Source organism: Lonsdalea britannica, assembly GCF_002111595.1.
GTDB lineage: Bacteria > Pseudomonadota > Gammaproteobacteria > Enterobacterales > Enterobacteriaceae > Lonsdalea > Lonsdalea britannica.
Genome location: NZ_LUTN01000003.1, coordinates 61,438 through 87,597, shown reverse-complemented (window position 1 = coordinate 87,597; position 26,160 = coordinate 61,438). Strand labels below are relative to the sequence as shown.

Annotated in this window: 22 protein-coding genes and 4 pseudogenes; 18 read left to right on the top strand and 8 right to left on the bottom strand. The window is 54.3% G+C overall.

The window, feature by feature from the left end; translation table 11 throughout:
• Window positions 1-4: 4 nt before the first annotated feature.
• The 4 genes and pseudogenes from AU509_RS03310 to dapA form a co-directional block, all read right to left on the bottom strand.
• Window positions 5-460 carry a DUF441 domain-containing protein gene (locus AU509_RS03310; RefSeq protein WP_085652114.1) on the bottom strand — a complete coding sequence of 152 codons (456 nt, stop codon included), beginning with the start codon at window positions 458-460 and terminating at the stop codon, window positions 5-7.
• Window positions 461-622: 162 nt separating this feature from the next.
• Window positions 623-1,341: pseudogene (gene purC, locus AU509_RS03305) on the bottom strand (phosphoribosylaminoimidazolesuccinocarboxamide synthase).
• A gap of 95 nt (window positions 1,342-1,436) precedes the next feature.
• Window positions 1,437-2,477 (bottom strand): outer membrane protein assembly factor BamC, encoded by a 1,041-nt coding sequence (gene bamC, locus AU509_RS03300; RefSeq protein WP_094117652.1) that lies wholly within the window; start codon window positions 2,475-2,477, stop codon window positions 1,437-1,439.
• 16 nt (window positions 2,478-2,493) lie between these two features.
• The gene (gene dapA, locus AU509_RS03295) at window positions 2,494-3,372 is read right to left on the bottom strand and encodes a 4-hydroxy-tetrahydrodipicolinate synthase (RefSeq protein ID WP_094117651.1); all 879 of its coding nucleotides are present in this window, start codon (window positions 3,370-3,372) and stop codon (window positions 2,494-2,496) included.
• A 147-nt stretch (window positions 3,373-3,519) separates the two neighbouring features.
• Between dapA and AU509_RS03290 the strand changes: the two genes are divergently transcribed.
• The 4 genes and pseudogenes from AU509_RS03290 (at window position 3,520) to arsC (ending at window position 6,589) form a co-directional block, all read left to right on the top strand.
• Window positions 3,520-4,089 carry a glycine cleavage system transcriptional repressor gene (locus AU509_RS03290; protein ID WP_085652110.1) on the top strand — a complete coding sequence of 190 codons (570 nt, stop codon included), beginning with the start codon at window positions 3,520-3,522 and terminating at the stop codon, window positions 4,087-4,089.
• A 2-nt stretch (window positions 4,090-4,091) separates the two neighbouring features.
• Complete coding sequence (gene bcp, locus AU509_RS03285; protein ID WP_085652109.1) at window positions 4,092-4,559, top strand: thioredoxin-dependent thiol peroxidase; 468 nt, start codon at window positions 4,092-4,094, stop codon at window positions 4,557-4,559.
• Window positions 4,560-4,769: 210 nt separating this feature from the next.
• A pseudogene (gene bepA / locus AU509_RS03280) lies at window positions 4,770-6,203 on the top strand (beta-barrel assembly-enhancing protease).
• A 20-nt stretch (window positions 6,204-6,223) separates the two neighbouring features.
• Entirely contained in the window at window positions 6,224-6,589 is a 366-nt protein-coding gene (gene arsC, locus AU509_RS03275) for an arsenate reductase (glutaredoxin) (RefSeq protein ID WP_094117650.1), read from the top strand.
• A 6-nt stretch (window positions 6,590-6,595) separates the two neighbouring features.
• Here arsC and hda read toward each other — a convergent pair whose 3' ends face one another.
• From hda to upp, 3 genes and pseudogenes are all read right to left on the bottom strand, one after another.
• Window positions 6,596-7,303 (bottom strand): DnaA inactivator Hda, encoded by a 708-nt coding sequence (hda, locus tag AU509_RS03270; protein ID WP_085652106.1) that lies wholly within the window; start codon window positions 7,301-7,303, stop codon window positions 6,596-6,598.
• A gap of 132 nt (window positions 7,304-7,435) precedes the next feature.
• Window positions 7,436-8,725: a uracil permease gene (uraA, locus tag AU509_RS03265; RefSeq protein ID WP_085652105.1), complete on the bottom strand. Its 1,290-nt coding sequence runs from the start codon at window positions 8,723-8,725 to the stop codon at window positions 7,436-7,438.
• Window positions 8,726-8,889: 164 nt separating this feature from the next.
• Window positions 8,890-9,515, bottom strand: a pseudogene (gene upp, locus AU509_RS03260) (uracil phosphoribosyltransferase).
• Window positions 9,516-9,747: 232 nt separating this feature from the next.
• On the opposite strand from upp, the gene purM reads away from it, so the two are divergent.
• The 6 genes from purM to AU509_RS03230 all read left to right on the top strand — a co-directional run bounded on the left by purM (window position 9,748) and on the right by AU509_RS03230 (window position 16,880).
• The gene (purM, locus tag AU509_RS03255; protein WP_094117649.1) at window positions 9,748-10,788 is read left to right on the top strand and encodes a phosphoribosylformylglycinamidine cyclo-ligase; all 1,041 of its coding nucleotides are present in this window, start codon (window positions 9,748-9,750) and stop codon (window positions 10,786-10,788) included.
• The gene (gene purN / locus AU509_RS03250; protein ID WP_094117648.1) at window positions 10,785-11,423 is read left to right on the top strand and encodes a phosphoribosylglycinamide formyltransferase; all 639 of its coding nucleotides are present in this window, start codon (window positions 10,785-10,787) and stop codon (window positions 11,421-11,423) included. Before purM ends, purN begins: the two co-directional genes overlap by 4 nt.
• Window positions 11,424-11,671: 248 nt before the next feature.
• Complete coding sequence (locus tag AU509_RS03245; RefSeq protein WP_085652101.1) at window positions 11,672-12,493, top strand: transporter substrate-binding domain-containing protein; 822 nt, start codon at window positions 11,672-11,674, stop codon at window positions 12,491-12,493.
• A gap of 38 nt (window positions 12,494-12,531) precedes the next feature.
• Window positions 12,532-13,350, top strand: a complete 819-nt coding sequence (locus tag AU509_RS03240; RefSeq protein ID WP_100053499.1) for an amino acid ABC transporter permease — start codon at window positions 12,532-12,534, stop codon at window positions 13,348-13,350.
• A gap of 295 nt (window positions 13,351-13,645) precedes the next feature.
• Window positions 13,646-14,764, top strand: a complete 1,119-nt coding sequence (locus AU509_RS03235; protein WP_094117646.1) for an ABC transporter substrate-binding protein — start codon at window positions 13,646-13,648, stop codon at window positions 14,762-14,764.
• A complete protein-coding gene (locus tag AU509_RS03230) occupies window positions 14,757-16,880 on the top strand; it encodes a TonB-dependent siderophore receptor (RefSeq protein ID WP_094117645.1) in 2,124 nt (707 codons plus the stop codon). The genes AU509_RS03235 and AU509_RS03230 overlap by 8 nt, the downstream gene beginning before the upstream one ends.
• A 204-nt stretch (window positions 16,881-17,084) precedes the next feature.
• Here AU509_RS03230 and AU509_RS03225 read toward each other — a convergent pair whose 3' ends face one another.
• Complete coding sequence (locus AU509_RS03225; RefSeq protein ID WP_094117644.1) at window positions 17,085-17,513, bottom strand: hypothetical protein; 429 nt, start codon at window positions 17,511-17,513, stop codon at window positions 17,085-17,087.
• Window positions 17,514-18,122: 609 nt separating this feature from the next.
• Between AU509_RS03225 and speG the strand changes: the two are divergent.
• From speG to AU509_RS17910, 8 genes and pseudogenes are all read left to right on the top strand, one after another.
• Window positions 18,123-18,691: pseudogene (gene speG, locus AU509_RS03220) on the top strand (spermidine N1-acetyltransferase).
• 785 nt (window positions 18,692-19,476) lie between these two features.
• On the top strand, window positions 19,477-20,034 hold the full coding sequence (locus tag AU509_RS03215) for a fimbrial protein (RefSeq protein ID WP_162896345.1): 558 nt from the start codon (window positions 19,477-19,479) through the stop codon (window positions 20,032-20,034).
• 65 nt (window positions 20,035-20,099) lie between these two features.
• A complete protein-coding gene (locus AU509_RS03210) occupies window positions 20,100-20,564 on the top strand; it encodes a fimbrial biogenesis chaperone (RefSeq protein WP_094117643.1) in 465 nt (154 codons plus the stop codon).
• A gap of 68 nt (window positions 20,565-20,632) precedes the next feature.
• Window positions 20,633-20,788 carry a hypothetical protein gene (locus AU509_RS19015; RefSeq protein ID WP_409359744.1) on the top strand — a complete coding sequence of 52 codons (156 nt, stop codon included), beginning with the start codon at window positions 20,633-20,635 and terminating at the stop codon, window positions 20,786-20,788.
• Between the two features lie 119 nt (window positions 20,789-20,907).
• Window positions 20,908-23,349 (top strand): fimbria/pilus outer membrane usher protein, encoded by a 2,442-nt coding sequence (locus tag AU509_RS03200; RefSeq protein ID WP_162896344.1) that lies wholly within the window; start codon window positions 20,908-20,910, stop codon window positions 23,347-23,349.
• 4 nt (window positions 23,350-23,353) lie between these two features.
• Window positions 23,354-24,331, top strand: coding sequence for a fimbrial protein (locus AU509_RS03195; RefSeq protein WP_094117641.1), 978 nt, complete (start codon window positions 23,354-23,356; stop codon window positions 24,329-24,331).
• A 459-nt stretch (window positions 24,332-24,790) separates the two neighbouring features.
• Complete coding sequence (locus tag AU509_RS03190; protein WP_094117640.1) at window positions 24,791-25,681, top strand: EAL domain-containing protein; 891 nt, start codon at window positions 24,791-24,793, stop codon at window positions 25,679-25,681.
• Between the two features lie 225 nt (window positions 25,682-25,906).
• Window positions 25,907-26,155, top strand: a complete 249-nt coding sequence (locus AU509_RS17910) for a hypothetical protein (protein ID WP_139824011.1) — start codon at window positions 25,907-25,909, stop codon at window positions 26,153-26,155.
• Window positions 26,156-26,160: the final 5 nt, after the last annotated feature.

The following is a 26,160-nucleotide window of genomic DNA, read 5'->3' as shown; positions in this document are numbered from 1 at the left end:
AACGTCAGCCGCCTTTACCGACCAGCAAAGACAGTAGACCGGCCGCAATCAGCGGGCCGACCGGAACACCGCGGAATAACGCGACGCCCATAACCGTACCGACCAGTAATCCGGCCACGACGGAGGGTTGATTGGTCATCAGCGCAACGCCGCGACCGCCCAGCCAGGACACCATCACGCCGATCAGCACCGCCAGCAGCGATTTCCAGTGCAGAAACGAGTGCATCACGTCACCCGCGCTGATTTTTCCGCTGGCGATGGGCGCCATCACCCCGATCGTCAACACGAGTACGCCGACGGTCAGACCGTATTTCTCCACCCAAGGGAAGTAGTTGTTTAACGGCGTGATACGTACCGCCAACAACGCCAGAATGGCAAGCGTGACGGTCATGTTGTGGCTAATGATGCCGAGCGCGGCCAGCGCCAGTAAAATCAATAGCGTCGGGTCTAAATTGGCCATGAAAATTCCTTGCGGGGGAAAACAGAAAATACGGCGGGCAATAATACCACCGATCATGATAGGACCGGCGTTCAATCTTGGGAGGCGTGGCAGTACGGTCGAACGATGGGAGCGCCGTCAGGTTTTTGAATCCCTGACGGCGGAACGAAAACGATTGCTTTTTTAGTCTAAAGAAACGCCGATACGGCGGGCAACTTCTTCGTAGGCTTCGATCACACCGCCCAGGCTCTGACGGAAACGGTCTTTATCCATCTTATCCAGCGTGTTCTTGTCCCACAGACGGCTGCCATCCGGCGAGAACTCATCGCCCAGCACGACTTCGCCTTTGAACAGACCAAACTCCAGCTTGAAGTCCACCAGGATCAGTCCGGCATCGTCGAACAGCTTGCTGAGGACGTCATTCGCCTGATAGCTCAGGCTTTCATACGTGCCAGATGTTTTTCGCTCACCCAACCAAAGGTTTCGCAGTACGATTCGTTGACCATCGGGTCGTGCATTTCGTCGTTCTTCAGGAACAGGTCAAACAGCGGCGGATTCAGAATTTCGCCTTCTTCGATGCCCAGACGTTTCACCAGCGAACCCGCGGCACGGTTACGGATCACGCATTCGACCGGCACCATATCCAGCTTTTTCACCAGCACTTCGGTATCAGACAGCAGACGTTCCATCTGAGTCGGGATGCCCGCTTCTTCCAGCTTGCTCATGATGAAATGGTTGAACTTGTTGTTCACCAGCCCTTTACGATCAAACTGCTCAATGCGCTGACCATCTAACGCTGACGTATCATTGCGAAACTGCAGCACCAGCAGATCGGGATCTTCCGTGGTGTAAACCGTTTTCGCTTTTCCGCGATACAACTCAGCTAGCTTTTGCATCTTCATTACTCCACACAGTGAGGGCCATCGGCGCATGGCCCGTGATAGTTAACGCGTTGACAATAGAATAAAAAAAGGCCGGATTATCCGGCCCTGAACACTTATCGATTAAACGCTGCCTGGAACACCGCCACCAACGCGTCGTTTTGCGACTGGGTGAGCGTATGTCCTTTCGAGTCGATGAACTGTAGGCTACTGCGGTTGCCAAGGTCGCCAACCTGCAGTTTGTAATCCCCGTTGGTTAGCTTCGGATCTTTCGCGCCCAGCGCATCCCAGCGGTCGCTGCTCAGCGAGCGGTAGGTCACGGAGACCGAACCCTGAGGACGGCTGCGATCGTTCACCGTCATCCCGCTGTTTTCCAACGCTTTCGGCAGACGATCCCAGACCTGAACATAGCTTCCGCGCACCACGATCAGCGGCAGGCCGGCATCATCGGCGGCGCTCTGCACATCCAGAGACTGACTACCGCGATGAGACTGCGCATTTTCACGGGCGGACACGGCTTTTTCCAGGCCATCAGACAATGAGTTCATCATCTGGCTCGTGTAGCGTTGCGTCAGGAAGGCATCATCCAGCGTCGCATTGTTCTGCTGCAAAGCAAGAAGCTTCACGCCCAGCGCCAGCTGATAGCCCTGAGGCTTCAACGACACTTCATAACGCGCCTGATAAGGCGGTTCTTTTTCTTCTTCGGAATTCCAGCTGATCCAGCCGGTCGTCAGCGTCTGGCTGGCATCCTGACGGTTGTCGATGGTGTAGCCTTTAGACTGCATCACCTGAACGAGCTGGGACCACAGCTGGCTATTCTGTGCGCTGTTTTCCAGCAGCAGGGTCGCGGTATTGCCACTCACCTGACCGCGTGAGCCGTTCAGCAGCGCCAGCGATTGCATCGGCGGACGAATATCCAGATTTTTGCCCACCTGACCGTTTGGATTAATCGGCGGCAAATCATAGTCGCCGTTTTGCAACGGCAGAATCATGCCCGACGGGACGTTCAGCGCGCGGTGCTCTGGCGTCTGCAGGTAAGACTCATCACCATTGACCTGACGCTTATAGCGCTGATCGTTGGTACAGGCTGTCAGCAGCGTGACCAGCGAAAGGCCGACCACGGTTGCCACCATTGACTTTTGCAATGAAGAACTCATTCAAACTCCCTAACGATTACAGCAGACCAGACTGCTTTAACGCCTGTCCTACCGCCTCGCGACCGCTTTCGGTCAGAGGCGTCATCGGCAGACGCAGCGTATCGGTCGCTATCAATCCCAATGCCTTACAGGCCCACTTCACCGGAATCGGATTGGGTTCTACAAACAGTTTCTGATGAAGCGGCATCAACCGTTGGTTAAGACGACGAGCTTCTTCAAATTTGCCTTGCGCCGCCAGCGAGCACATTTTCGTCATTTCACGCGCGGCGACGTTCGCCGTGACGGAAATCACGCCGTGGCCACCCAGTTGCATGAAGTCCAGACCGATGTCGTCGTTGCCGCTCAGCAGCAAGAAGTCGTCATTCACCAGTGCTTGGATCTGAGTCACGCGGCTTAAGTTCCCCGTTGCCTCTTTAATTCCGACAATATTTTTGATGACGGCCAGACGGGCAACGGTTTCCGGCAGCAGGTCGCAGCCGGTACGGGAAGGCACATTATAGAGGATTTGAGGCAAGTCGGTATGTTCGGCAATCGCTTTGAAGTGCTGAAACAGCCCTTCCTGAGTCGGTCGGTTGTAGTACGGCGTCACCGTCAGGCAACCCGCGATACCGCTGTCGTTGAAACGTTGGGTCAGGGAGATGGCTTCCGCCGTAGAATTAGCGCCCGTACCGGCGATAACAGGAATGCGGCCGTCGCACAGATCCAGCGTCAACATCACCACGTCGCCGTGTTCGTCGTGGCTGAGCGTGGCGGACTCTCCGGTGGTACCGACCGAGACAATCGCCGATGTTCCGCTAGCAACGTGGTAATCGATTAATTTCTTCAAACCCGCACGATCGACCGCGCCTTTGGCGTCCATCGGTGTAATCAGAGCAACACTACTTCCCGTAAACATTGACCATCCCCTCCAAAAACAAGTGCCTCATGGTACTTTTGACGTCCATGCAAAAGCAAGCGCGCAAGCGCCGTTGTCTGCGCTTGGCAGCCGGTTTTTTTTATGTGTACCATGTAGTTCTCGACACATTGAACAGGAAGCGCCATTTTGCCTAGCCCTCAAGAACACTATCTGGTTATCACCGCGCTGGGGGCCGACCGCAACGGCATCGTCAATACGATTACGCGTCATGTCAGCAGCAGCGGCTGCAACATTGAAGATAGCCGTCTTGCCATGCTGGGCAAAGAGTTCACCTTTATCATGCTGCTTTCCGGCAGTTGGAACGCCATCGCCCGGATCGAGTCCACGCTGCCGATCATCGGCGCCGAGCTGGAATTACTGATCGTGATGAAACGGACGGAGTCGCACGCACGTCCGCCCATGCCTGCGACGGTATGGGTCAAGGTTGAGGTGGTCGACTCCCCGCATATCATCGAGCGGTTTACCGACCTGTTTGACTCCCAGCAGATGAACATCGCCGAACTGGTTTCCAAGACCCAGCCGGCTATCGGAGACGCCCTGCCGAAGCTGTATATTCAGATCACCGCGCACAGTCCGGCAGCGCTGGACGGCTCAATTATCGAGCCAGCCTTTCATCAGCTATGTACAGAACTGCAAGCACAAGGCAGTATTAGCGTGGTGAACTATCCACAGCACGAAAAGAGAGATGGAGAGTAGTGATGACCACACTGAAAGCCGGCGATATCGCACCCAAATTCAGCCTGCCCGATCAGGATGGCGAACCTGTTAACTTAACCGACTTCCAGGGACAGAAGGTCTTGATTTACTTCTATCCCAAAGCCATGACGCCGGGTTGCACCGTCCAAGCCTGCGGCCTGCGCGACAACATGGACGATCTGAAGAACTACGGCGTTGAAGTCCTCGGCATCAGCACGGACAAACCCGAAAAGCTGTCCCGCTTCGTGGAAAAAGAGCTGCTGAACTTTACGCTCTTGGCGGATGAAGACCATCAGGTTGCCGCTCAGTTCGGCGTCTGGGGCGAGAAAAGCTTCATGGGAAAAACCTATGACGGCATCCATCGCATCAGCTTCCTGATCGATGCGGAAGGCAAAGTCGAAAAAGTTTTCGACAACTTCAAAACCAGTAATCACCATGACATCGTGCTCAGCTATCTGAAAGGCGAATAATCGCCTGTCTGGCTCGGCATCTCCGCCGGTACGCACGCTTCGTACCGGCGGCTTTCCTTTCTGACACCTTCCACGCTTTTCCAAACGCCGTCTTTTATGCCGGGTATTTCCTTTGCAGGCGACCTCTGGCTAAGATGAAGACCATGATAAAAACTTCGCCCTGTTCACAAGGGGGTACGCACAATGGCTAACCGACTTCACCAGACGGTGATGGCGATGTTGGCGACAACGCTGCTTGCCGGCAGCCCGGTCGCCGTCGGCGCTGACGTTCAGGATCGTTTGCCCGATATCGGCACGACGGCAGGCGCTACGCTGAGCATCAACCAGGAATTAGAGATGGGAGATTTCTATCTCCGCAAACTGCGTGCCGGCGCCCCGCTGGTCAACGATCCCCTGCTTCTCCAGTACATCAATCAGCTCGGTAACCGGCTGGTTAAATCCGCCGACTCCGTGCGGACGCCGTTTCACTTCTTTCTGGTCAATAACGACGAAATCAACGCCTTCGCCTTTTTCGGCGGCAACGTGGTGATCCACTCAGCCTGTTCCGCTACGTGGAAAATGAAAGCGAACTGGCCTCGGTACTGGCGCATGAAATCTCCCACGTCACCCAGCGCCATCTGGCGCGCGCCATCGAATCGCAAAAAAACAGCGCGCCGCTGACCTGGGCGGGCGCGTTGGGGTCGATCCTACTGGCAATGGCGAATCCACAGATGGGGATGGCGGCGCTGAGCGGCACGCTGGCGGGAGCGCAGCAAGGCATAATCAGTTTTACGCAGGCCAACGAACAGGAAGCCGACCGCATCGGTATTCAGGTGCTGCAACGCGCGGGATTCGATCCGCAGGCGATGCCTAATTTCCTTCAGCGTCTGGCCGATCAGACGCGCTATGCCACCACGCCGCCGGAAATGCTGCTCACTCACCCGCTGCCGGAAAGTCGACTGTCCGACTCCCGCAACCGCGCCAATCAGATGCGTTCCACGCCGGTTCATTCGTCGCAGGATTTCCTGTTAGCGCGTATTCGTGTCCTGACGATGTATTCATCGGACGACAACCCGATCGCCGCTACGCTTCTGAGCAACTGGGAAAAAGGCAACGTGCGCGAACGCGAGGCGGCGCAGTATGGCCGGGCGATTCAGGCGTACCAGACCAAGAAATACGACAGCGCGCGCGCAACGCTCCAGCCCCTCCTCGACACATCGCCCACCGATCCATGGTTTCTGGATTTGATGACCGATATTGATATTGGTCAGCAGCGCGCGACGCAGGCCATCGCCCGTCTGCAAAAAATTCCGGACGCGCAGGTCAATCCGGTGCTGCAGCTCAATCTGGCGAACGCTATGTGGAAGGCCATCAGCCGCCGCCGCCAGCCGGCTTCTGCATAAATATACCTACGCGAATCCTAGCGATCCCAACGGCTGGGAGCTTCTCGCCCATGCGGCGGCCGACCAGGGCAATCGCAGCGAAGAACTGGCGGCTCGCGCTGAGAGCCTGGCGCTGAACGACAAGCTCGATCAGGCCATCCGCCTGTTGAGCAACGCCAGCGCTCAGAGCCAGCTCGGCAGCCTGGATCAGGCGCGCTACGATGCCCGCATAGACCAGTTGCGCACGCTGCAAAAACGCTTCCAGCAATACGATAAATCCTGATGACACAAGAGAATGACGCAATGAATGACCGAGTGGTGATATATCACAACCCGCGCTGCTCCAAGAGCCGTGAAACACTAGCGCTCTTGCAGCAGCAAGGCATCCAACCGCAGATCATCCGCTATCTGGATACCCCGCCTGATGCCGATACGCTGGGTAAACTCCTTCAGATGCTCGGCTTTACCCACGCGCGCGATTTGATGCGCCGCAATGAAGCGCTCTATCAGGAATTACATCTGGCGGACGTGACGCTGAGCGAGGCTCAGCTGATTGAGGCGATGGCAAACCATCCGAAATTGATTGAGCGCCCTATTGTCGTGGTCGACGGTCAGGCGCGGCTCGGACGGCCGCCGGAGAACGTTCTGGCGATCTTGCCGCGGAAATAAGGGCGGCTAGAGATCAAGGATCTCTTTGACGAAAGGAATGGTCAGCTTGCGCTGCGCCGCGATAGACGCGTGGTCGAGCTGATCCAGCGTGACGAACAGCGTTCGCATTTCGCGGTCCAGCCGTTTCAGCAGGAAGCGGCTGACATCTTCCGGCAGCTCAAATCCGCGTAGTCTGGCCCGCAGCTGCAAGGCTTCGCCTTTCTCATCGTCGGACAACGGCTGCAAGCGGTAGATTTGCCCCCAGTCCAACCGGGACGCCAGATCGGGCAGTTGCAAATTAAGCTGACGAGGCGGACGATCGCCAGTGATCAACAGCCGCGTACGGCCGCCTTCCTGAATGCGGTTATAGAGATTGAACATCGCCATTTCCCACTCTTCGTCGCCTGCAATCGCCTCAATGTTGTCGATGCAGACCAGCGCCAATTGCTCCATTCCATCCAGCACTTCAGGCACAAAATAAGCGCGCTTATCCAGCGGCACATAGCCGACGGCTTCGTCTTTACGAGAGAGTTCGGCGCAGGCCGCATGCAGCAGATGACTCCGGCCCCCGCCGTGGCGCGACCAGAAATAGATGTAGCTACCGTGCCGCTGAGTCAATGCCGAATAGAGCGCCGCCAGCAGCGAAGCGTTTTCTCCGGGATAGAAACTGTCGAACGTTTCGTCATCCGGTAAATAAAGCGGTAATGAAAGCTGTGCCGGCGTGTTCAGAAGCACCTCAAACCTAACGGGCAGGAAAACGGGGCAAGTCTATCACAGAAACTTTCCCCAGTTGAACCGGCAGCACAACTGGCGCCGGGGTCAGGCCGCCGCCGTCGGCCAACGACAGCGACGCCAGTCATCACGATCTCAATAAGAACGCGTTTCTTCATCGGTCGGATCAAGCACGACTTCTTCCTTGCGCAGCGCGGAAATCACGCGGAACAACAGGCTCAGGGAAATACCCACCACCGTTGCCAGCGCCATCCCCTTCAGTTCGACGGCGCCGAGATGCACTTTCGCGCCGCTGACTCCGATAATCAGAATGACGGCCGTCAGGATCAAGTTCTGCGCTTTATCGTAATTCACCTTCGATTCGATCAGCACCCGGATACCCGACGCGGCAATCACCCCATACAACAGCAGCGATACGCCGCCCATCACCGGCACGGGAACCGCCTGAATCGCCGCAGCCAGCTTACCGACGCAGGACAGCAGGATCGCCAGCACCGCGGCCCCGCCGATCACCCAGGTGCTGTAAACCTTGGTTAACGCTAATACGCCGATGTTCTCGCCATAGGTCGTATTCGGCGTGGAGCCGAAACAGCCGGAAAACACGGTGGAGATCCCGTTGGCGAATAGCGAACGATGCAGCCCGGGATCGCGCATCAAATCCTTCTTGACGATGTTGGCCGTGACCACCAAATGGCCGATGTGTTCGGCAATCACCACCAACGCAGCTGGAAGAATGGACAACACGGCAAACCATTCAAAACGCGGCGTATAGAACGTCGGCATGGCAAACCAATGCGCCTGAGCGATGGGCGTCAAATCCACCATGCCCATGAAAAAGGATAGCGCGTAGCCCGCCAGCACGCCGACGAGAATAGGGATAATGGCCAGAAATCCGCGAAACATCACCGATCCCAGAATGGTGACAGCCAGCGTCGCCAGCGAAACAATCACGGCATGGGTGTCGACGCTCGCGCCATCGGCGGGCAGAAGCCCCGCCATACCAGCCGCCACGCTGGCCAGTTCCAGACCGATCACCGCAACAATGGCGCCCATCGCCGCGGGAGGGAAAATGACCGACAGCCAGCCGATCCCGATCTTCTTCACCATCAGCGCCACCAGACAGAACAGCGCGCCGCAAATAATAAATCCGCCCAACGCCAGCTCATAGCCCAGTGGCAGCAGCAACAGCACCGGTGAGATGAACGCGAAACTCGATCCCAGGTAGGCCGGAATTTTTCCCTTGCAGATAAACAGATACACCAATGTCCCGATACCGTTGAACAGCAGCACGGTGGCGGGGTTGATTTTAAACAGAATCGGAACCAACACCGTCGCGCCGAACATGGCGAACAGGTGCTGCAGGCTCAACGGGAGGGTTTGTAACAACGGTGGCCGTTCACTAACGCCGATGGCGCGACGAGTCATCTTGTTATTCCTTTCTCTGAGGTGTTGAAAAACCAATCAGCGGAGCCATCGCCCCCGCTTGAACACAACGTCTTTCCGGGCGAGCCGCCGCCTTACTGCGCAGACAGCTCCCCGGAAAATAAGCCCCAAAAAAACCGGCTCTTCAGCCGGCTCATCGTATCTGCTTATTTGGTACCGAACAGCTTGTCGCCGGCATCACCCAGGCCCGGCATAATGTAACCGTGTTCGTTCAGCCCCTGATCGATGGAGGCGGTGTAAAGCTCAACATCCGGATGGGCTTTCTCCAGCGCGGCAATCCCCTCCGGGGCCGCGACCAGTACCAGCAGCTTGATACGCTTGCAGCCGGCTTTCTTCAACAGGTCGATGGTGGCGATCATGGAACCGCCGGTCGCCAGCATCGGATCAACCACCAACGCCATACGCTCGTCGATATTGGACGCCAGTTTCTGGAAATACGGCACCGGCTCCAGCGTCTCTTCATCACGGTACATCCCCACCACGCTGATGCGCGCGCTGGGCAGATTTTCCAGTACCCCTTCCATCATCCCCAGACCGGCGCGCAAAATCGGCACAACCGTAATTTTTTTACCTTTGATCTGGTCGATTTCAACCGGTCCGCACCACCCTTCGATGGTGACTTTTTCCATGACCAAATCTGCCGTGGCGACATACGTCAGCAGCTCCCGATTTCCGACGCCAGCTCACGAAAACGCTTGGTGCTGATATCCTGCTCGCGCAACAGGCCCAATTTGTGTCTGACTAGTGGGTGTTTAACCTCTACGATCTTCATTTTTCTTCTCCCCTTCGGCTACGGACGGCAAAAAAATCGCCGGATTATACCGCTTTAGCAAGCGAGAACATACGACCGCGGCTGATCCAGATCAAGCCGGTCGGGGAATTAGACGCCTGATTTCCTAAACACCGCCGCCGGTACGCGCCGCTCGCAAACGTTTGCTTACGCTGTTAGAATTGCCCCGCTCCATTTTCCAATCACCAAACGTAACCTCCGTGGGGACTCCGCAGTGACCGATAAAACCTCTCTCAGCTATAAAGACGCAGGCGTGGATATTGATGCAGGCAATGCATTGGTGGGACGTATTAAAGGCGTAGTGAAACAAACTCGACGCCCGGAAGTCATGGGAGGTCTGGGAGGGTTCGGCGCCCTGTGCGCCCTGCCGCAAAAATACCGCGAGCCGGTGCTGGTTTCTGGCACCGATGGCGTCGGCACCAAACTGCGTCTGGCGATGGACCTGAAACGTCATGACACTATCGGCATCGACCTGGTGGCCATGTGCGTCAATGATTTGGTCGTCGCTGGCGCCGAACCGCTGTTCTTCCTCGACTATTACGCCACCGGCAAGCTGGACGTGGACACCGCCGCCAGCGTTATTACCGGTATCGCCGAAGGCTGTAAACAGTCCGGCTGCGCACTGGTCGGCGGCGAAACGGCGGAAATGCCGGGGATGTATCACGGCGAAGATTATGACGTCGCTGGTTTCTGCGTCGGCGTTGTCGAAAAATCAGAAATCATCGACGGCAGCAAAGTACGCGAAGGCGACGCCCTGATCGCATTAGCCTCCAGCGGCCCGCACTCCAACGGCTATTCGCTGGTACGCAAAATTTTGGAATTCAGCAACACCGATCCGGCAACCGAACAGCTGGACGGCAAGCCGTTGGCCGATCACCTGCTGGCGCCGACCAAAATCTACGTGAAATCCATCCTGTCGCTGATTGAGAAAATGGATGCTCACGCTATCTGCCACCTGACCGGCGGCGGTTTCTGGGAAAATATTCCGCGCGTCCTGCCGGAAGGTATGCAGGCGACTCTCGACGAGTCCAGCTGGCAGTGGCCGTCTGTCTTCAACTGGCTGCAAACAGCCGGTAACGTCAGCCGCCATGAAATGTACCGCACCTTCAACTGCGGCGTGGGGATGATCGTTGCCCTGCCGGTCGAGCAGGTAGAAGAAGCGATCGCTTTACTGAACGCCAACGGTGAAAAAGCCTGGAAAATCGGTAACATTAACCGTACCGATACCGGAGAAACCGTGGTTATTAACGCATGAAAAATATCGTTGTGCTGATTTCGGGTGAAGGAACTAACCTGCAAGCGCTGATCTCTGCCTGTGAACGCAACCGCGTCAAAGGCAAGATCGCCGCCGTTTTCAGCAACAATCCCGAAGCGGGGGGATTGACCCGTGCGCAGGACGCTCATATTCCAACGCACGTGTTGTCCCCGACTGAAGAGGTCGACCGCGTCGCTTTTGACGCGGCGCTGGCGGACGAAATAGAGAAGTATCAGCCCGACGTCATCGTACTCGCGGGCTATATGCGCATACTCAGCGCGGAGTTCGTTTCCCGATTCGAGGGAAGAATACTCAATATCCACCCTTCCCTGCTGCCGAAATACCCTGGACTGCATACGCACCGTCAGGCGATGAAAAATCGCGACCGGCTGCATGGCGCCTCGGTGCATTTCGTCACTGAAGCGCTGGACGGCGGGCCCATCGTACTGCAAGCGCGCGTTCCCATCTTCGACGACGACGAGGAGCAGGATGTGAAGGCGCGAGTGCAGACGCAGGAGCACACCATCTATCCGCTGGCGATCAATTGGTTGCTGGAGGGGCGTTTGAAAATGAAAGATAACGAAGCCTGGCTGGACGGTATTCGTATCCCGCCGCACGGCTACGCCGCCGACTAAATCATCTTTTGCCCCGAACGCACTTGCCGACGGGGCCTATCATGAGTATTCTCCCCCGCTTTTTACCCGTTTACGATCCTGAAGCCGGGGCCGCAAGGTTCGGCGAGTCGTCATTCGGCGCGAGTAATAGCTGACAGGACACGCCTGCTATTTATAAGATACTTCTTTTGAGCGTGCTTTTTACGCTGAGAGCCGCCATTCTGTAAAAGGGATTTTAGAGTTAGCATCCTGATTAATAGGGAAAACAAATGAAAAAACTTTTCACATTGATGATGCTCGGTTTGGCGATGTGCGCCGCCAGCGTCCCCTCTCAGGCCGGAACTACACTCGACCGGGTCAACCAGACCGGTGTTCTGCGCAATGTCCTGTTCAACGACTATCCGCCGTTCAGCTACATCGATGATAATAATCAGCTGGTCGGTTTTGACGTGGATGTCGCTAAGGCCATCGCACAGAAGCTGGGCGTCAAACTGCAGCTGGCGACGCCAGGTTGGGAAGCCATCGTCGGCGGACGCTGGCAGGGGCGCTGGGACCTGTGCGTTTGTTCCATGACGCCGAACCCCGAGCGTGAAAAAGTCCTCGATTTCGCCACACCTTACTACAGCACCTACGCCGTGCTGATCGTGCACAAAGACGAAAAACAGATTCAATCGGCGGCAGACCTCAGCAACAAACGCGTGGGATTGGGCCTTGGCTCCAGCTATGAAAGCTATCTCAACAAAAGCCTCGTGATCCCGGGGGGAAAGCCGATCAGCTTCCCGTTCCAAAGCGTGCAGGCGATCCCGACCGATGAGGCCATCGCCTTCCAGAATCTGGCGCTCGGTCCCGGCAAGCGCCTGGATGCCGTGATCTCCGATCGCATCACCGCTAAGCCTCGTCTGGCGCGCATGACGCAGCTGCGTGTCGTGTCAACGCTGTACTCCGAACCCAACTGGATCGCCACCGATAAGGGTGACCCGGAATGGACCGCAAAGCTGGTGGAAACCCTTAACGCCCTGCGCGCCGATGGCACGATGTCGCGCATCTCACAGCAGTGGTTTGGCGAAGACATCACCGAGATTGCCCAATAATGACTCAGCAAACACCGTCTTCCTCGCCTCGCGATAAGATGCGCGCACCGGCGCGAAGCCAGGATAACCGTTCAGGGTTCCGCGTTCGGGCCGGGCTGACCTGGCTATTGCTGATCGGACTGCTTTTCTGGCTGTTTGCCAGCATGCACCTAGACACTGACCTGATCCGTCAAAAGCTGCCGTCCATGTTAGGGCTCCATCTGTCGCCAGACGGTTTCATTCAGGGCGCGGTGCTCAGTATCGTCATCACCGTCATATCCATGCTGTTTTGCATTCTGCTCGCCGTGATCACCGCGATGGGCCGTCTCTCCTCAAGCGCGCTGGCCTTTGGCTGCGCCACGTTTTATGTCTCGCTATTCCGCGGTACGCCGCTGCTAGTGCAGGTGCTCATCATCTACCTCGCCTTGCCGCAGGTTGGGATCGTGATGGGAGCCTTCACCTCAGGCATTATCGCGCTGTCGCTCAACTATGGCGCCTATCTGGCCGAAACCATCCGCAGCGGCGTGTTGTCGGTGCCGCGCGGTCAGAAAGAAGCCGCAATGGCGCTGGGACTCTCGCGCTGGACCATCATCACGCACGTCATCACGCCGCAGGCGTTGCGCATCATTATCCCGCCCGCGGGTTCGCAGTTTATTTCCATGATTAAGGATTCGTCGCTGGTCTCTTTGATGGGTCTGTGGGAATTGAACTTTTTGGCGCAGTCATATGGCCGAAGCACCTATCACTACATGGAAATGCTGACCTCCGCCGCCGCGATTTACTGGCTGATGTCGATGGTGCTGGAGCTGTTGCAAACCCGCCTAGAGCGTCATTTCGCGCGCGGCTACGAACGCCACGATCGCACAGACGCTTCCTGAACACGCTCGCCGGTGGCCGGTTGTTTCTCTCCCGGCCACCGGCGGGTCGCTGCATTTACCCGCGAGCGTTTCGGTTCACCTAACGCGGAACGAACCAAAACGCGATCGCCAGACTCGCCTCTCTTTTCCAGTCATGTTCACGGGCTGGAGCGCATTTTATTTATTTACGAAACACGCTAAATGTCTTTGAGATAAAAGGTTTTTAATTTCTATCCCATTACCCCTGCATTATCTGTATTGAAAATCCCAATAATAATTATTATCTTTCGCTGCTTGATTGATACGGATAATTTACATGCGCCCGGTACTTCCTTACATCGCTTTGCTGATTTGCAGTCTGTTCAGTGCGCTGTCTCCTGCGAAAACCGTCACCGACATCATGGGGCGCCAGGTCAGCATCCCGGATAATCCCCAACGCATCGTGCTCGGTGAAAGCCGTATGCTGTACACGCTCGCATTGCTGGAACCCGGCAATCCGGCGCAACGCATCGTGGGTTGGCCCAACGATCTGGCGCGCTATGACGCCCAAAGCTGGCATAAATACACCCAGAAATTCCCGGCCATCGCCCACATTCCTATTTTGGGTAATGGCAACCTCAACACCATCAACGCCGAAATCCTGCTCCCCCTCAAACCCGATCTGGTGATCCTGCCGCGTCTGGCGAAAGGGTCGGATAACGAACAGCGTTTGCAGCACGTCCTGACGGAAGCCGGTATTCCCTATATCTATGTCGATCTGCGCATCGAACTGCTCAAAAACACCCTTCCCAGCCTCCAATTGCTGGGCGAAGCGCTGAACCGGCCCGAACGTGCCGCAGCGTTTAGCGCCTTTTATCAGCGGCATATGGACGTTATCCACGAGCGCATCAGCCGCTATCAGGGTAAAAAAACCACCGTCATGCTGCACCTGCATCTCGGCCGACGTGATACCTGCTGCACCACCGCCGTCAACGGGAACCTGGGCGAACTGCTCGACTTCGCGGGCGGCGACAACATCGCCAAAAGCACCATCCACAGCGTGTACGGCGAACTTAACCCCGAACAGGCGCTGGCCGCCAGACCAGACGTCTACATCGCCACCGGCATGGCCGGGCCAGAGGGTAAACGCGTATCCAACCTGATGCTTGGCCCGGAAGTCACGCCGGAGGAGGCTCGCGACAGCTTCAGCGCACTGCTGCGGCAACAACCGTTACTTTCACATCTGGAGGCGGCGCAATCCGGCAGAGCCTGGAGCATGTGGCACAACTTTTACCTCAGCCCCTACCACGTGGTGATGGTGGAAATGTTCGCCAAAGCGCTTTACCCGTCGCTGTTTAGCGATATCGACCCGCAACACACCTTACAACAACTCTATCAGCAGTTTTTACCGATCGATTTTTCAGGGACCTATTGGAGTCAGTTATCACATGAATAATCATTTATGGCGCAAAGGTTGGCCATTGTTGGCCGTTATGCCCTTCACCACGCAGGCGGCGACGCAACAACCCTCGCAGGAAGAGACGCTGGTCGTGACTCGCGACACAACGCCCTCCAGCGCCAAGGAGAGCGGCTATCAGCCTCACAAGACGGTAACGGGTACGCGCACCGAAAGCCGCCTTCTGGACGTCCCTCAGGCTGTTAACGTCGTCCCGCAGCAAGTTCTTCAGGACTGGTCAGCGACCAACTTCGATGAAGCGCTCTACAATGTCAGCGGCATTACTCAGTCCAATACGCTGGGCGGAACGCAGGATGCATTGATTAAACGCGGCTTCGGGGATAACCGTGACGGATCGATTTTCCATGACGGCGTGCGTTCTATTCAGGCGCGTAACTTTACGCCGACCAGCGAACGTGTCGAAGTGCTGAAAGGGCCCGCCTCCATGCTGTTCGGCATGGGCGAACCCGGCGGCGTGATTAACGTCATCACCAAAAAGCCCGAATTGGTGCAAAAAACCCATATTGAAGGCTGGAACAGCAGCTTCAACGGCGGCGGTGGACAGCTGGACGTCACCGGCCCAATCAGCGACTCCGGACTCGCTTATCGCATGATCGTCGATCACGACGAAACCGACTACTGGCGCAATTTCGGCCGCAACCGCCAAACCACCCTCGCGCCGTCGCTGATGTGGTACGGAGAGGACACCACCTTACGCGTCGCTTACGAGCACCAGGAATACCTGACGCCGTTTGACCGCGGCACGGTCATTGACAGCCGTACGGGCAAACCGGTCGATGTCCCGCGCGACCGCCGTTTCGATGAAAGCTATAACGCCACTCGCGGCGATCAGGACACCCTGACCTTCCAGGCGGATCACAATCTGTCCGACCGCTGGAAAACCAGCCTGACCTACGCCTACAGCCGCAATCGCTACAACGATAACCAGGCGCGCGCCACCAAATACAACGCGACTACCGGCGCGCTGACCCGCCAGGCCGACTCGACCGGCTACGCGCATAGTCAGTCGCAGGCCGTTCAACTGACGTTAAATGGCGATATTGACTGGGGGCAGACCAACCACCAACTGCTTTTCGGCGTTGACCATGAAGCCGACCGAACCTACCGGGGCGATATGATCCGCGGCACCGCGGTCACTAACTTCAACGTCTACAACCCGGTCTACGGACTGCTGCCGGCCTCGACTTCCGTCAGCGCCGCGGACAGCGACCAGCGTGAAAACGTCGACAGCACCGGCGTGTTCATGCAGGACGCTATCCGCCTCAACGCTAACTGGATGCTGTTAGGCGGACTGCGTTACGACCACTTCGACGTGATGTCCGGTAAAGGTCGTCCGTTCGTCGCCAACACCGATGGTTCATATAGCCGTCTCGTGCCGCGCGCCGGCGTCGTGTACAACCTGACGTCCTACTCCTCTCTGTACGCCAGCTATAGCGAATCCTTCAAGCCGAACACCTCTATCGCCACCCAGATTGGCGCGCTGCCGCCGGAACTGGGCAAATCCTATGAAATCGGCGCCAAACTGGATTTGCCTAATCGCATCACCGCCAACATCGCGCTGTTCGACATTCACAAACGCAACGTGATGGTCAGCGAAGACGTCGGCGGCGAGACCGTCACGCGCACCGCGGGCAAAGTGCGTTCACAAGGGGTTGAACTGGACATGGCCGGTAAGCTGACCGATTCGCTCAGCCTGATTGGTTCCTACGCCTATACGGATGCACGCGTCACCTCCGACCCGGACAACAACGGCAACCGGATGCCGAACGCGGCACGTCACACCGCATCACTGTTCCTGACGCAGGACTTTGGCAACCTTGGGCTGCATGCGGGAGACAATCTGCGCGTCGGCGCAGGCGCGCGCTACGTCGGCCGCAGGGCGGGCGATGCCGCCAACAGCTTCACGCTGGACGATTACACCGTCGCCGACGCTTTCGTTTCCTATAGCCTGCCAATCCACGGCTATGCGGTGAAATGGCAGTTGAACGTGAAAAACCTGTTCGACAAAACATACTATCCCTCCAGCGGCAGCAACCTGCGCGTATCCGTGGGCGAACCTAGGGAAGTGGTACTGCGCGCCAGCGTAGACTTTTAATTCCTGCTCGGCCGTCACTGCTCCGGAAACGGGGCAGTGCTTTTTCTCTTCACTTTATTCATAGCGAAGTTTCAGCGTCACTGTCTGCCATCCGGCGGATAGCGCGATCCTGGGATATTGAGATGTTTTTAGAGGGAAACGGTGGGGAGATATTCTGAGAGGAAAACTGCCCGGCGCTGAGCGCCAGGCAAGCAGGTAACGTTATTATTTAACGCTGGCGATGGTGCCTTTATAACCGGTAACAACCACGTGCACTTGTTTGAACACGCCGTAGTCTTTGGTGGTCACTTCGTAACGCGGAGCGACGATCAGATCTGCGCCAGACGCTTTAACTGCGTTGTAGGCAGCAGCAGATTTCACGGAAGCAGAAATGTCCGCGAAAGACAGCGCGCCACCAGTACCGTAGTTTACGCCATCGATGTGTTTGTCGCCTTCACCCCATTTGATAACACCGAACAGGACGTTTGCAGACGCTTCACCGTTAATTTTTTCGCCTACGGTGATGTCCGCTTTAACGGAAGATTCGACACGGCCTTCCAGTCCGATAGTCGGCTGGCTGGTATTATAAGAGGAACAGCCCGCCAGCAGAGATACCGCGAAAGCCGCTGCGGCTAATTTGAATTTGTTATTCATGGTGTGTAATCCCTTTACTTTAAAATGAAAAAACTTCGCAGTTCGAAGCCAGGGAATATTATTTTCTTTTAGTTTTAATTACCAGAATGCCTATTTGACGCATCAATAAAACGCCCCCAATCAGAATGTGCTTTTTATTTTCGGCCACAAGCACATCAGCTACACAGGCCCAGGCACCGTCCTATCTGACCTCTCCCCTATTTCTTACCATGACTTTCGGTCCATTAATGATTAAATAATCAGCAAAACAGGCAGCCTTTCAATATCAAAATTAATCACCAAATGATAAAGGGAATAAAATATATATATGGTGCCTATTATGGGGATGAATAATGGTTATTTGAACAAAAAAGAAACCACGTTGCGAATAATGAAGCCAAAATCAATATAGCTTTCTTATGGGATTAAATAAAATACAGCAGAGCCCAATCTTTTCTAAAGGAATAATACCTTATTTCCAACAGAAAATATTATTTTAAATAGTGGATTACTCCAATTAGAATTCAATGAAGCACAAAAATCGTTCGCCAAATTGAGAATATCGGGCACTATAATGAACGAGAAAGAACCAGACCTGATCGATAACCTACTGATGACAGAGGATTTATTATGTCTAACACGAACAGCATCGTTCGCCTGAGGCCCTTGGAACGCGATGATTTACCCTTTGTTCATCAGTTGGATAACAACGCCAGCGTGATGCGCTACTGGTTCGAAGAACCCTACGAAGCCTTCGTGGAGTTGAGCGATCTATACGACAAACATATTCATGACCAGAGCGAACGCCGCTTTATCATCGAACACGAGCGGGTCAAAGTCGGACTGGTGGAACTCGTCGATATCAACCACATCCACCGCCGCGCTGAGTTTCAAATCATCATCGACCCGGCGCATCAAGGGTATGGCTACGCCAGCGCCGCCGCACAGCTGGCGATGGACTACGCTTCGCCATTCTTAACCTCTACAAACTGTATCTGATTGTGGACAAGGAAAATCAAAAAGCCATTCACATCTATAGCAAGCTGGGATTTGATGTTGAAGGTGAGTTAATTCACGAATTTTTTATCAATGGGGAGTACCGCAACGCCATTCGGATGTGCATTTTTCAACATAACTACCTGTCCAGGCATAAAAAGCCCAGCAGCGCCCCGTCTCCCGAGGCAGACATCACCCGATGACCGGTACGCGTTGCCGTCCTGGGCTATGGGATACTGCAGAACTATTGCCGTTTAGCTTTCACTGCTCAGTGTTGTAATCCATGATTCCGAATAAAACATAAGTTTGAAAGGTATATTGTTGATGGATTATCAACCTGCGGCTCGACGGACTGACCCTGTCAGGTCCTGTTCAACAACATCACAAATTGACGGTTTCCGTTAATATCCACAAAAATACAATTCTGATAACTACTTACCTAAAAAATCCGGCAAAGTCGTATCGGCCTATCAAACATGCAGGCAGAAGTCGGGTTTTGTCGGGTTTAACCCTCGAATTAACCATTATTCCCCTCCTGCTCTATAAGCAAGCATGGCCGCATTGAACGACGACTGACATTAACCACCCGCCTGAATACGTCTTTAAATCTCTTCTGATCCATTCAACGCTATCGAATGACGTTATGGCGAAATCACACTCGGCTTATCGCTTGATATTCATTTATCGCGAAAAAAACGGCGAAAAAAATCTCTCTATTAACCACTTACACACTCCTCACGATTGTTAAATAGCATCACACCCACCTCATCAATAACTAACAAACGTTTGCATAGCGCTTGTTTTTGGGTTGCTTTTTGTTTTTTTTTGCATTTCACCGTTCAATCCACCCAACATTGATAGGCAAAAACGCCAAATAACTATTTCATTGATCGGTATTACCGATCATATAATGCTGCAGCTGCATTATTGACTCACCTTTGCAGTGGTCTTTTTCTTTTTAACAACACTAAAATTTATGGACTGTATCATGCTTAAAAAAACTCTCTTGGCCTTGTCTATCTCCGCGATATCCCTGACCGCTTCAGGTTTGGCTCAGGCAACTGATGGCACTATCAATTTCAAGGCAAGCATTTCCGCGTCGTCCTGTACCGTCAACAGCGTGGCGGATGCTTCTTCCACGGCGGGTACGGTTGATTTTGGGACCGTCAGTAATACCACCTTCGGTTCAGCGGGTGATGCCACTGTCGGCACACCTTTCTCTATTGAACTGGTCGATTGTGCCGTAGCATCAGCGCCGACCATCACCTTCGAAGGCACGCCGGTAACGAGCAGCGGTTATACCGAGTTGTTCGACACCGATATCAGCGGCTTGGGTATCCGCATCGAAGATGCCGACAGTACCGGCACCTACTACACCTCCGGCACAGCCGCAGCCAACACCGGGTTCAATGCCTTAACGTCAACCGAAGTCACCTCAGCAACAGGTAACTTCAATGCTTATCTGGTCGACTACACCGGCTCCACGGCTTATAGCGGCAACGTCGATACCGATGTGACCTTTACCATCAACTACAGCGATTCCTGATGTTGCAGGGCTGGCCTTCAGGCCAGCCCGATCTGTTTTTGATTATTTTTTTATAAGGTTGTCACATGAAGCTATCTAGCCGACATATGGCGGGCGCGTGCCTGCTATTTGCATCGATTACCAGCCATGCCGATGGATTAACTCTAGGGGGAACCCGTCTGGTCTACGATGCGACCCAAAAAGAGGCCAGTCTCTCCCTGAGCAACGCAGGGAAAAGCACCCCGTATCTCGTTCAGGTATGGGTCTCCGACCTACAACGTAAGACCAAAAATATTCCGTTCATCGCTACGCCTCCCCTGTTCAAACAAGGGCTGAATGGCGACAGCGCCATTCGCGTCGTTTACACCTCCTTGCCGTCCCTGCCGCAAGACCGGGAAAGCGTGTACCTGCTCAATGTACGCGCCATCCCTGCCGTGGAGAAAAAAGCCGACCCGAAACGCCTGACTATCGCTACGCAAAACATCATCAAGCTGATCTACCGGCCAAAAGGCTTTCTGCCAAAGACGCCGAACTGGCCGTACAGAAGCTGAAAGTCACGCCGGTAGCCGGGGGGATTTCGTTCGACAATCCCACGCCTTACGTGGTGACGCTGACGGGCATGTCAGTCAACGGTAGAAAGATCGACCGGCCCGGCACCATCATGCCCAAGGCGTCGAAGATTGTGCCGGTGAACGACCGACCGATAAGCAGTGTCAATTTCAGCACTATCAATGACTTCGGTGGAATGACGGTATCGCGAGGGATTCGTTTCTAATGAAAATTCTGAGTATGACGCCAGTCTTGTCATGTAAAGTCCGCCACCACACATGGCCTCGGTTAAAGGTTTTGGTGCTCTGTGGGTATGCGGCCAGTGCTTTGTCTGTGCAGGCGGAAATGTACTTCAACGTTAATGCCCTGCATCTGGATGAAAGTCAAAAAGCGCAAACCGACCTTTCACTGCTGTCGCGCACTGACATTCAAATGCCCGGCGAGTACAAGGTGCAGGTCCGCGTAAATAAAACCCGCGCCGGTGAACATCTCCTGCGTTTTGTTGTGTGTGACGGCAACCGCCTGTGCCCACAGCTCACGCCGACGCTGCTTCATGAGCTGGGCGTAAAAGTGCAAGTGTTCCCCGCGCTTGTCGCCATAGCCCCAAACGCCCCGATCATCAAACCGGGAGACTACATCCGCGGTGCAGACAGCGACTTCGATTTTGATCGACGGATACTGGACCTGAGTATTCCTCAGGCGGCATTGGACAACCGTGCCCGGGGCGATATTCCCCCCGAACAATGGGACAGCGGCATTCCCATGCTGTTTTCCTCTTACAGTGCCTCCGGCTCCGAAGTGCAAAATCACAAGAACGGCAAACAAACCAGCACGCAGTACATTAGCCTGCGCAACGGAGCCAATCTGGGTGAGTGGCGGTTACGCAATGACAGCTACTATACCCGCTCCAGTCAGGGCCGTACTCGCTGGAGCAGCACGCAAACCTGGGTTGAACGAGATATTCGCTCGTTGCGTGCCCGCCTGGTCGCCGGCGAAGCCACCAGTCCCAGCCTGGTTTTTGACAGTTTTAGTTTTCGTGGGGCCAGCCTGTCCACTCAGGATGAAATGCAACCGGACAGTCTGCGGGGGTATGCCCCGGAAATTCGGGGAGTGGCGATGACCAATGCCACAGTTGAAGTACGCCAGAATGGCAACCTGCTCTATCAGACTTTTGTGTCGCCCGGTGCCTTTATCATCAACGATCTGTACGCGACGTCTACCTCGGGCGATCTCAACATTACCGTCAGGGAAGAGGACGGTACGGTGCGCATTTTCACACAGGCTTTCGCTTCGCCGCCCATTTCGGTTCGCAAAGGCGTCATGAAATACTCTGTTACCGCCGGGGAATATGGCACCCGCTATTATAAGGACAGTAGCAACGCCCTCGGTCAGCGGTTCGCACAAACTGAAATCCTCTACGGCCTGCTGAACAATACTTCGGTCTACGGGGGGCTCATTGCCGCTGAACATTACCATTCAGGTATGATCGGCGTCGGCCAAAGCATGGGGGAACTGGGGGCCGTGTCGCTGGATATCACCCATGCCCAGTCGACGTTCAGCGACGGCACCACTCACAGTGGGCAATCCATTCAGACAAAATACAGCAAGCTTTTTGATATCACTCGCACCTCAATGACGCTGGCGGGTTATCGCTACGCCACAGACGGTTTCTACAGCTTCGATGAAGCCAGCAACTACTACTACAGCAGCAGCCTGGCTTCTCGCTACAGTCTGAAAAGCAAGGCGCAGATCACCCTGAGTCAGAACATTGGATGGCTGGGAGCGATCTCCCTCTCCGCCTACCAGTCGGAATACTGGAACCGCAGTAACTCAAAAACGCGCTCCATGACCGGGAGCTGGAGCAAAGCTTTTAACGGAATATCGGTCAGTCTGAACCAGAGTCAAAGCAAGGTTTGGCAGACGGATAAAACCGACAACATCACCTCCGTCAGCGTCAGCCTGCCGCTCGGCAAATGGCTGTCGTCGCCGGGCAGCAATCTCCGGATGAGCAACAGCTGGTCGCGGTCCGATCAGGGAACCAACAGTCTGACGTCCACGCTGTCGGGCACGGCGCTCACTGCAAACAACCTGTCTTGGTCTGTCTCTCAGGCGAAAGCACATAACAATTCCGGCACAACCACGAACAGCACGGCACTGACCGGCACCTACCGGGGCGGTCGGGCCACCGCGGGGCTCGGATATGCGAACTACTACGGCCAGAGAGAAACCGTTAACTGGAGTCTACGTGGTTCATTGGTGGCGCATCCGTATGGTATGACTCTGTCGCAGCAGTTGTCAGAAGGAGCCGGCTACGCGCTGGTCAGAGCACCGGCCGCGGATGGCGTGAAGGTCAGGAATCGGACCGGACTGGTCACGGACTGGCGGGGCTATGCCGTGGTGCCTTCGTTGACGGCTTACCGGGAAAACAACGTCAATCTGGACACGTCCACGCTGCCGGATGACGTGGATGTCACGGATCCGATGCTGCGTAAGATACCGCAGAAAGAAGCGCTGGTACTGGCGGATTACCGTACCCACGTGGGCTTCCGGGTGTTTTTGACGCTGACGCATAACGGGAAAACACTACCGCTGGGCGCGCCGGTCTCGGCGGGCGAAGCCGCTGGAATGTCCAACGAGCAGGGACAGGTGTGGCTGACGGGGGTTGCAGCGAATAGCGTAATCAAAGCCACTCTACCCGGCGGCCGGGAGTGTCAGGCACCTTTTAGGGCGGACCGGGCTGTGACGAGAAACGGGATAGTGATGGCAACGCTGGAATGCAGAGGATGAGAGCATGAAAATGAGCAAACGCACCAGAAATTCACACTGTAATTATCTAAGAAGCATATTGTTTTTAGTTTTCTTATTAACAGGATTCAATGCAACAGCGACGTCAACCAACGAGTTCTCACCATCGAGTAGTACAATTGCGCTGCCATCTTCACTTACACTCCCCGCTAATACGGCCGTAGGAAAAGTCGTCTATACCTCTGAGGCTGCGACAACCTCAATGACTTCGTCAGATACAGGCGACTATACCTTTACAACCCAGTGGGCGGGCGAATCCCCAACACGGTCTTCCTACGGTAACAACGTCTACGAGACAGGCATTGCCGGACTTGGGTTTCGTGTCAAAGGTGTATTCCGGACAAATCAGCCCAAAACGCTCACCATCTACTGGCCTGACAACAGTGATACAGTGACATTAACCGGGAGTACAACCCCGGCAGAGCAAGACGCCTACCTTGAATTGATTGTGACGTCTAATGATGTTGCCTCTGGGGAGTTTGATCTCAGCGCGATAATTGCCAACATGCACTTTGATGAAGTTGACTGGGCCGTGTCGTTCAGTGGCACAACAACCGTCACCGCGACGTCCTGCGAGGTGAATACTTACGACACGTCAGTTGATCTGGGAACGGCATACACCAAAAATCTGACGGAAGTCGGCACGACCGCTCAAACGACGGATTTCAGCATAAACATGACGTGTTCTGCGTCAACGTTGAAGCCATCAATCACCTTTTCAGGAACACCAGACAGTAACGTAAGCGCCGTTTTTTCCAACGACAGCGGCACGGCGACGGGCGTGGGCGTTCAACTGCTCTATGGTGATACCGTCATCACGCCGGATACTGTGCTTTCCCTAGGTAAGCCAACCTCGACCTCAGCCACGGATTACGATTTCAAAGCCCGGCTTTACCAGACTGCCAGCACGGTGACTGCGGGAAGCGTAGATACCACCGTGACTTTTACCGTGGATTACGAATAATCGCGAATGACAGAAACAGGTCAGCCTGTCACAAAGTTGCCGCTGACTAAAAAGGGACATAACGTCAGCCCAACACGGTGAAAGCTTCAACGGCCGGATTGCGCATATCAGGTGAAGTGATAAACCTAAAATCCCGCTGCATAACATGGCGTTAAACGCTTATCCGTTTAAAGAGATAGGGAGATCAAACGCTCAGTGCTCACCGGCGTCGACATCTAAACTTCATGCATTTTTTATCGTGGTCACGACATTAAAAATAAAAACAGTCAGCGGTGCCCGGCTATTTTCAGCACCGTCGCCTAGTGAGAGGGCTGCCTAATGATAACGGGCAGCCTCTCATTAATATCCTTCACGCGCTCGATGTCAGAAGACACCGCCATATTTAACCGGTCATGATGGATAAATAAAAATGGCACGTTCTGATGGCACCGGTGTTATATGACATAGAATAATGGATAAATGATGATTCCCGTTCAAACACCGTTGTATGCCATACTCAAATACTGGCTCAGGGATTTTATATTTTTATTACCCCTGTGCGTCCTTTTGGCGGTTTTATTTGTTGTTCTGATCCAACATCGGAAGCGCAGGAAAGCCAGCTTGCCTGAGAAGATAATGCAGGGAATAAACGACAACGAATTTTATATTTGCTATCAACCTATTCAAGATGTTGCGACGGGCATGTGTATGGGGGCTGAAGCACTACTGCGCTGGCGGCGGCCGGATGGCAAATGGATATCGCCTGACATTTTTATTGCTGCGGCTGAGGATGAAGATTTGATCATCCCCTTAACACATCATCTTTTCGAGAAAGTATTAAAGGACACCGATAGTTGGAAAATCACTAACGAATTCCATCTTGGCATTAATATCTCCTCTGCACACTTAGAGTCCCCGGACTTTGTTAATGATATTTTGAGCCTGCGTAAGATATTGAGACTCCGTGGAATAAAGCTCGTCATAGAAATTACGGAAAGAAATATTATCAAGAATGATGAACAAACAAAGCAGGTATTGACCTATTTACGTAAAATCGGGGTTATTATTGCCATTGATGATTTTGGCACAGGATATTGTTCACTGTCTTATTTGGAAACGCTCCCGCTAGATCATCTTAAAATAGACAAAAGCTTTATTGATGCCATAAAAACATCAGAGAGCAGAGCTCCTGTATTGAATATGATTATCAAACTGGCACAGGAATTAAATCTCAAAATCACCGCCGAAGGCGTGGAAACAAAATGTCAGGAAAATTATTTAAAAGCATCCGGCGTGGATTTTATGCAGGGATATTTGTATTCGTACCCAATGGATAGTGCGAATTTTGTACGATGGTTTCAAGAGCGGTAAGACTCGAAGCCATCTGATGATCAAAATGTTATCTTACTGCTGCATCGTTCGGCATAAATCGGGGCTATGGTACTCATTCATCATGAGTTAAGGGAAATAGATAAAACCACATAAGGATTGGCTAAAAAATATTCTGGAATGGGCACACCGTTTTCCTCGATAAAGGGGTCGTTTCCACCATCCTATTATCCATACCGGTGTATTCTGAAGGACGGGTATCGTTATTTGGAACAACAAGCGCACGTAGAAGAAAATAGCGCCCTCCTCATCACTCATCAAGGCTGGATAACGGCTGACGGCGAGCCAATTGAACGATCTCGCTCGTTGTTCCCATCACCACCCTCTACTGCCCACCAGATGGTGAATATTCAAGCACAATATCAGCAAAGCCCGAGCGCCCCGGTTCAAACCGCTACGCTCGGGCTTTCTTTTATCTGCTATCTGCGCCTTTTCGCGCGCTTTATGACGGCTTAAGGCCG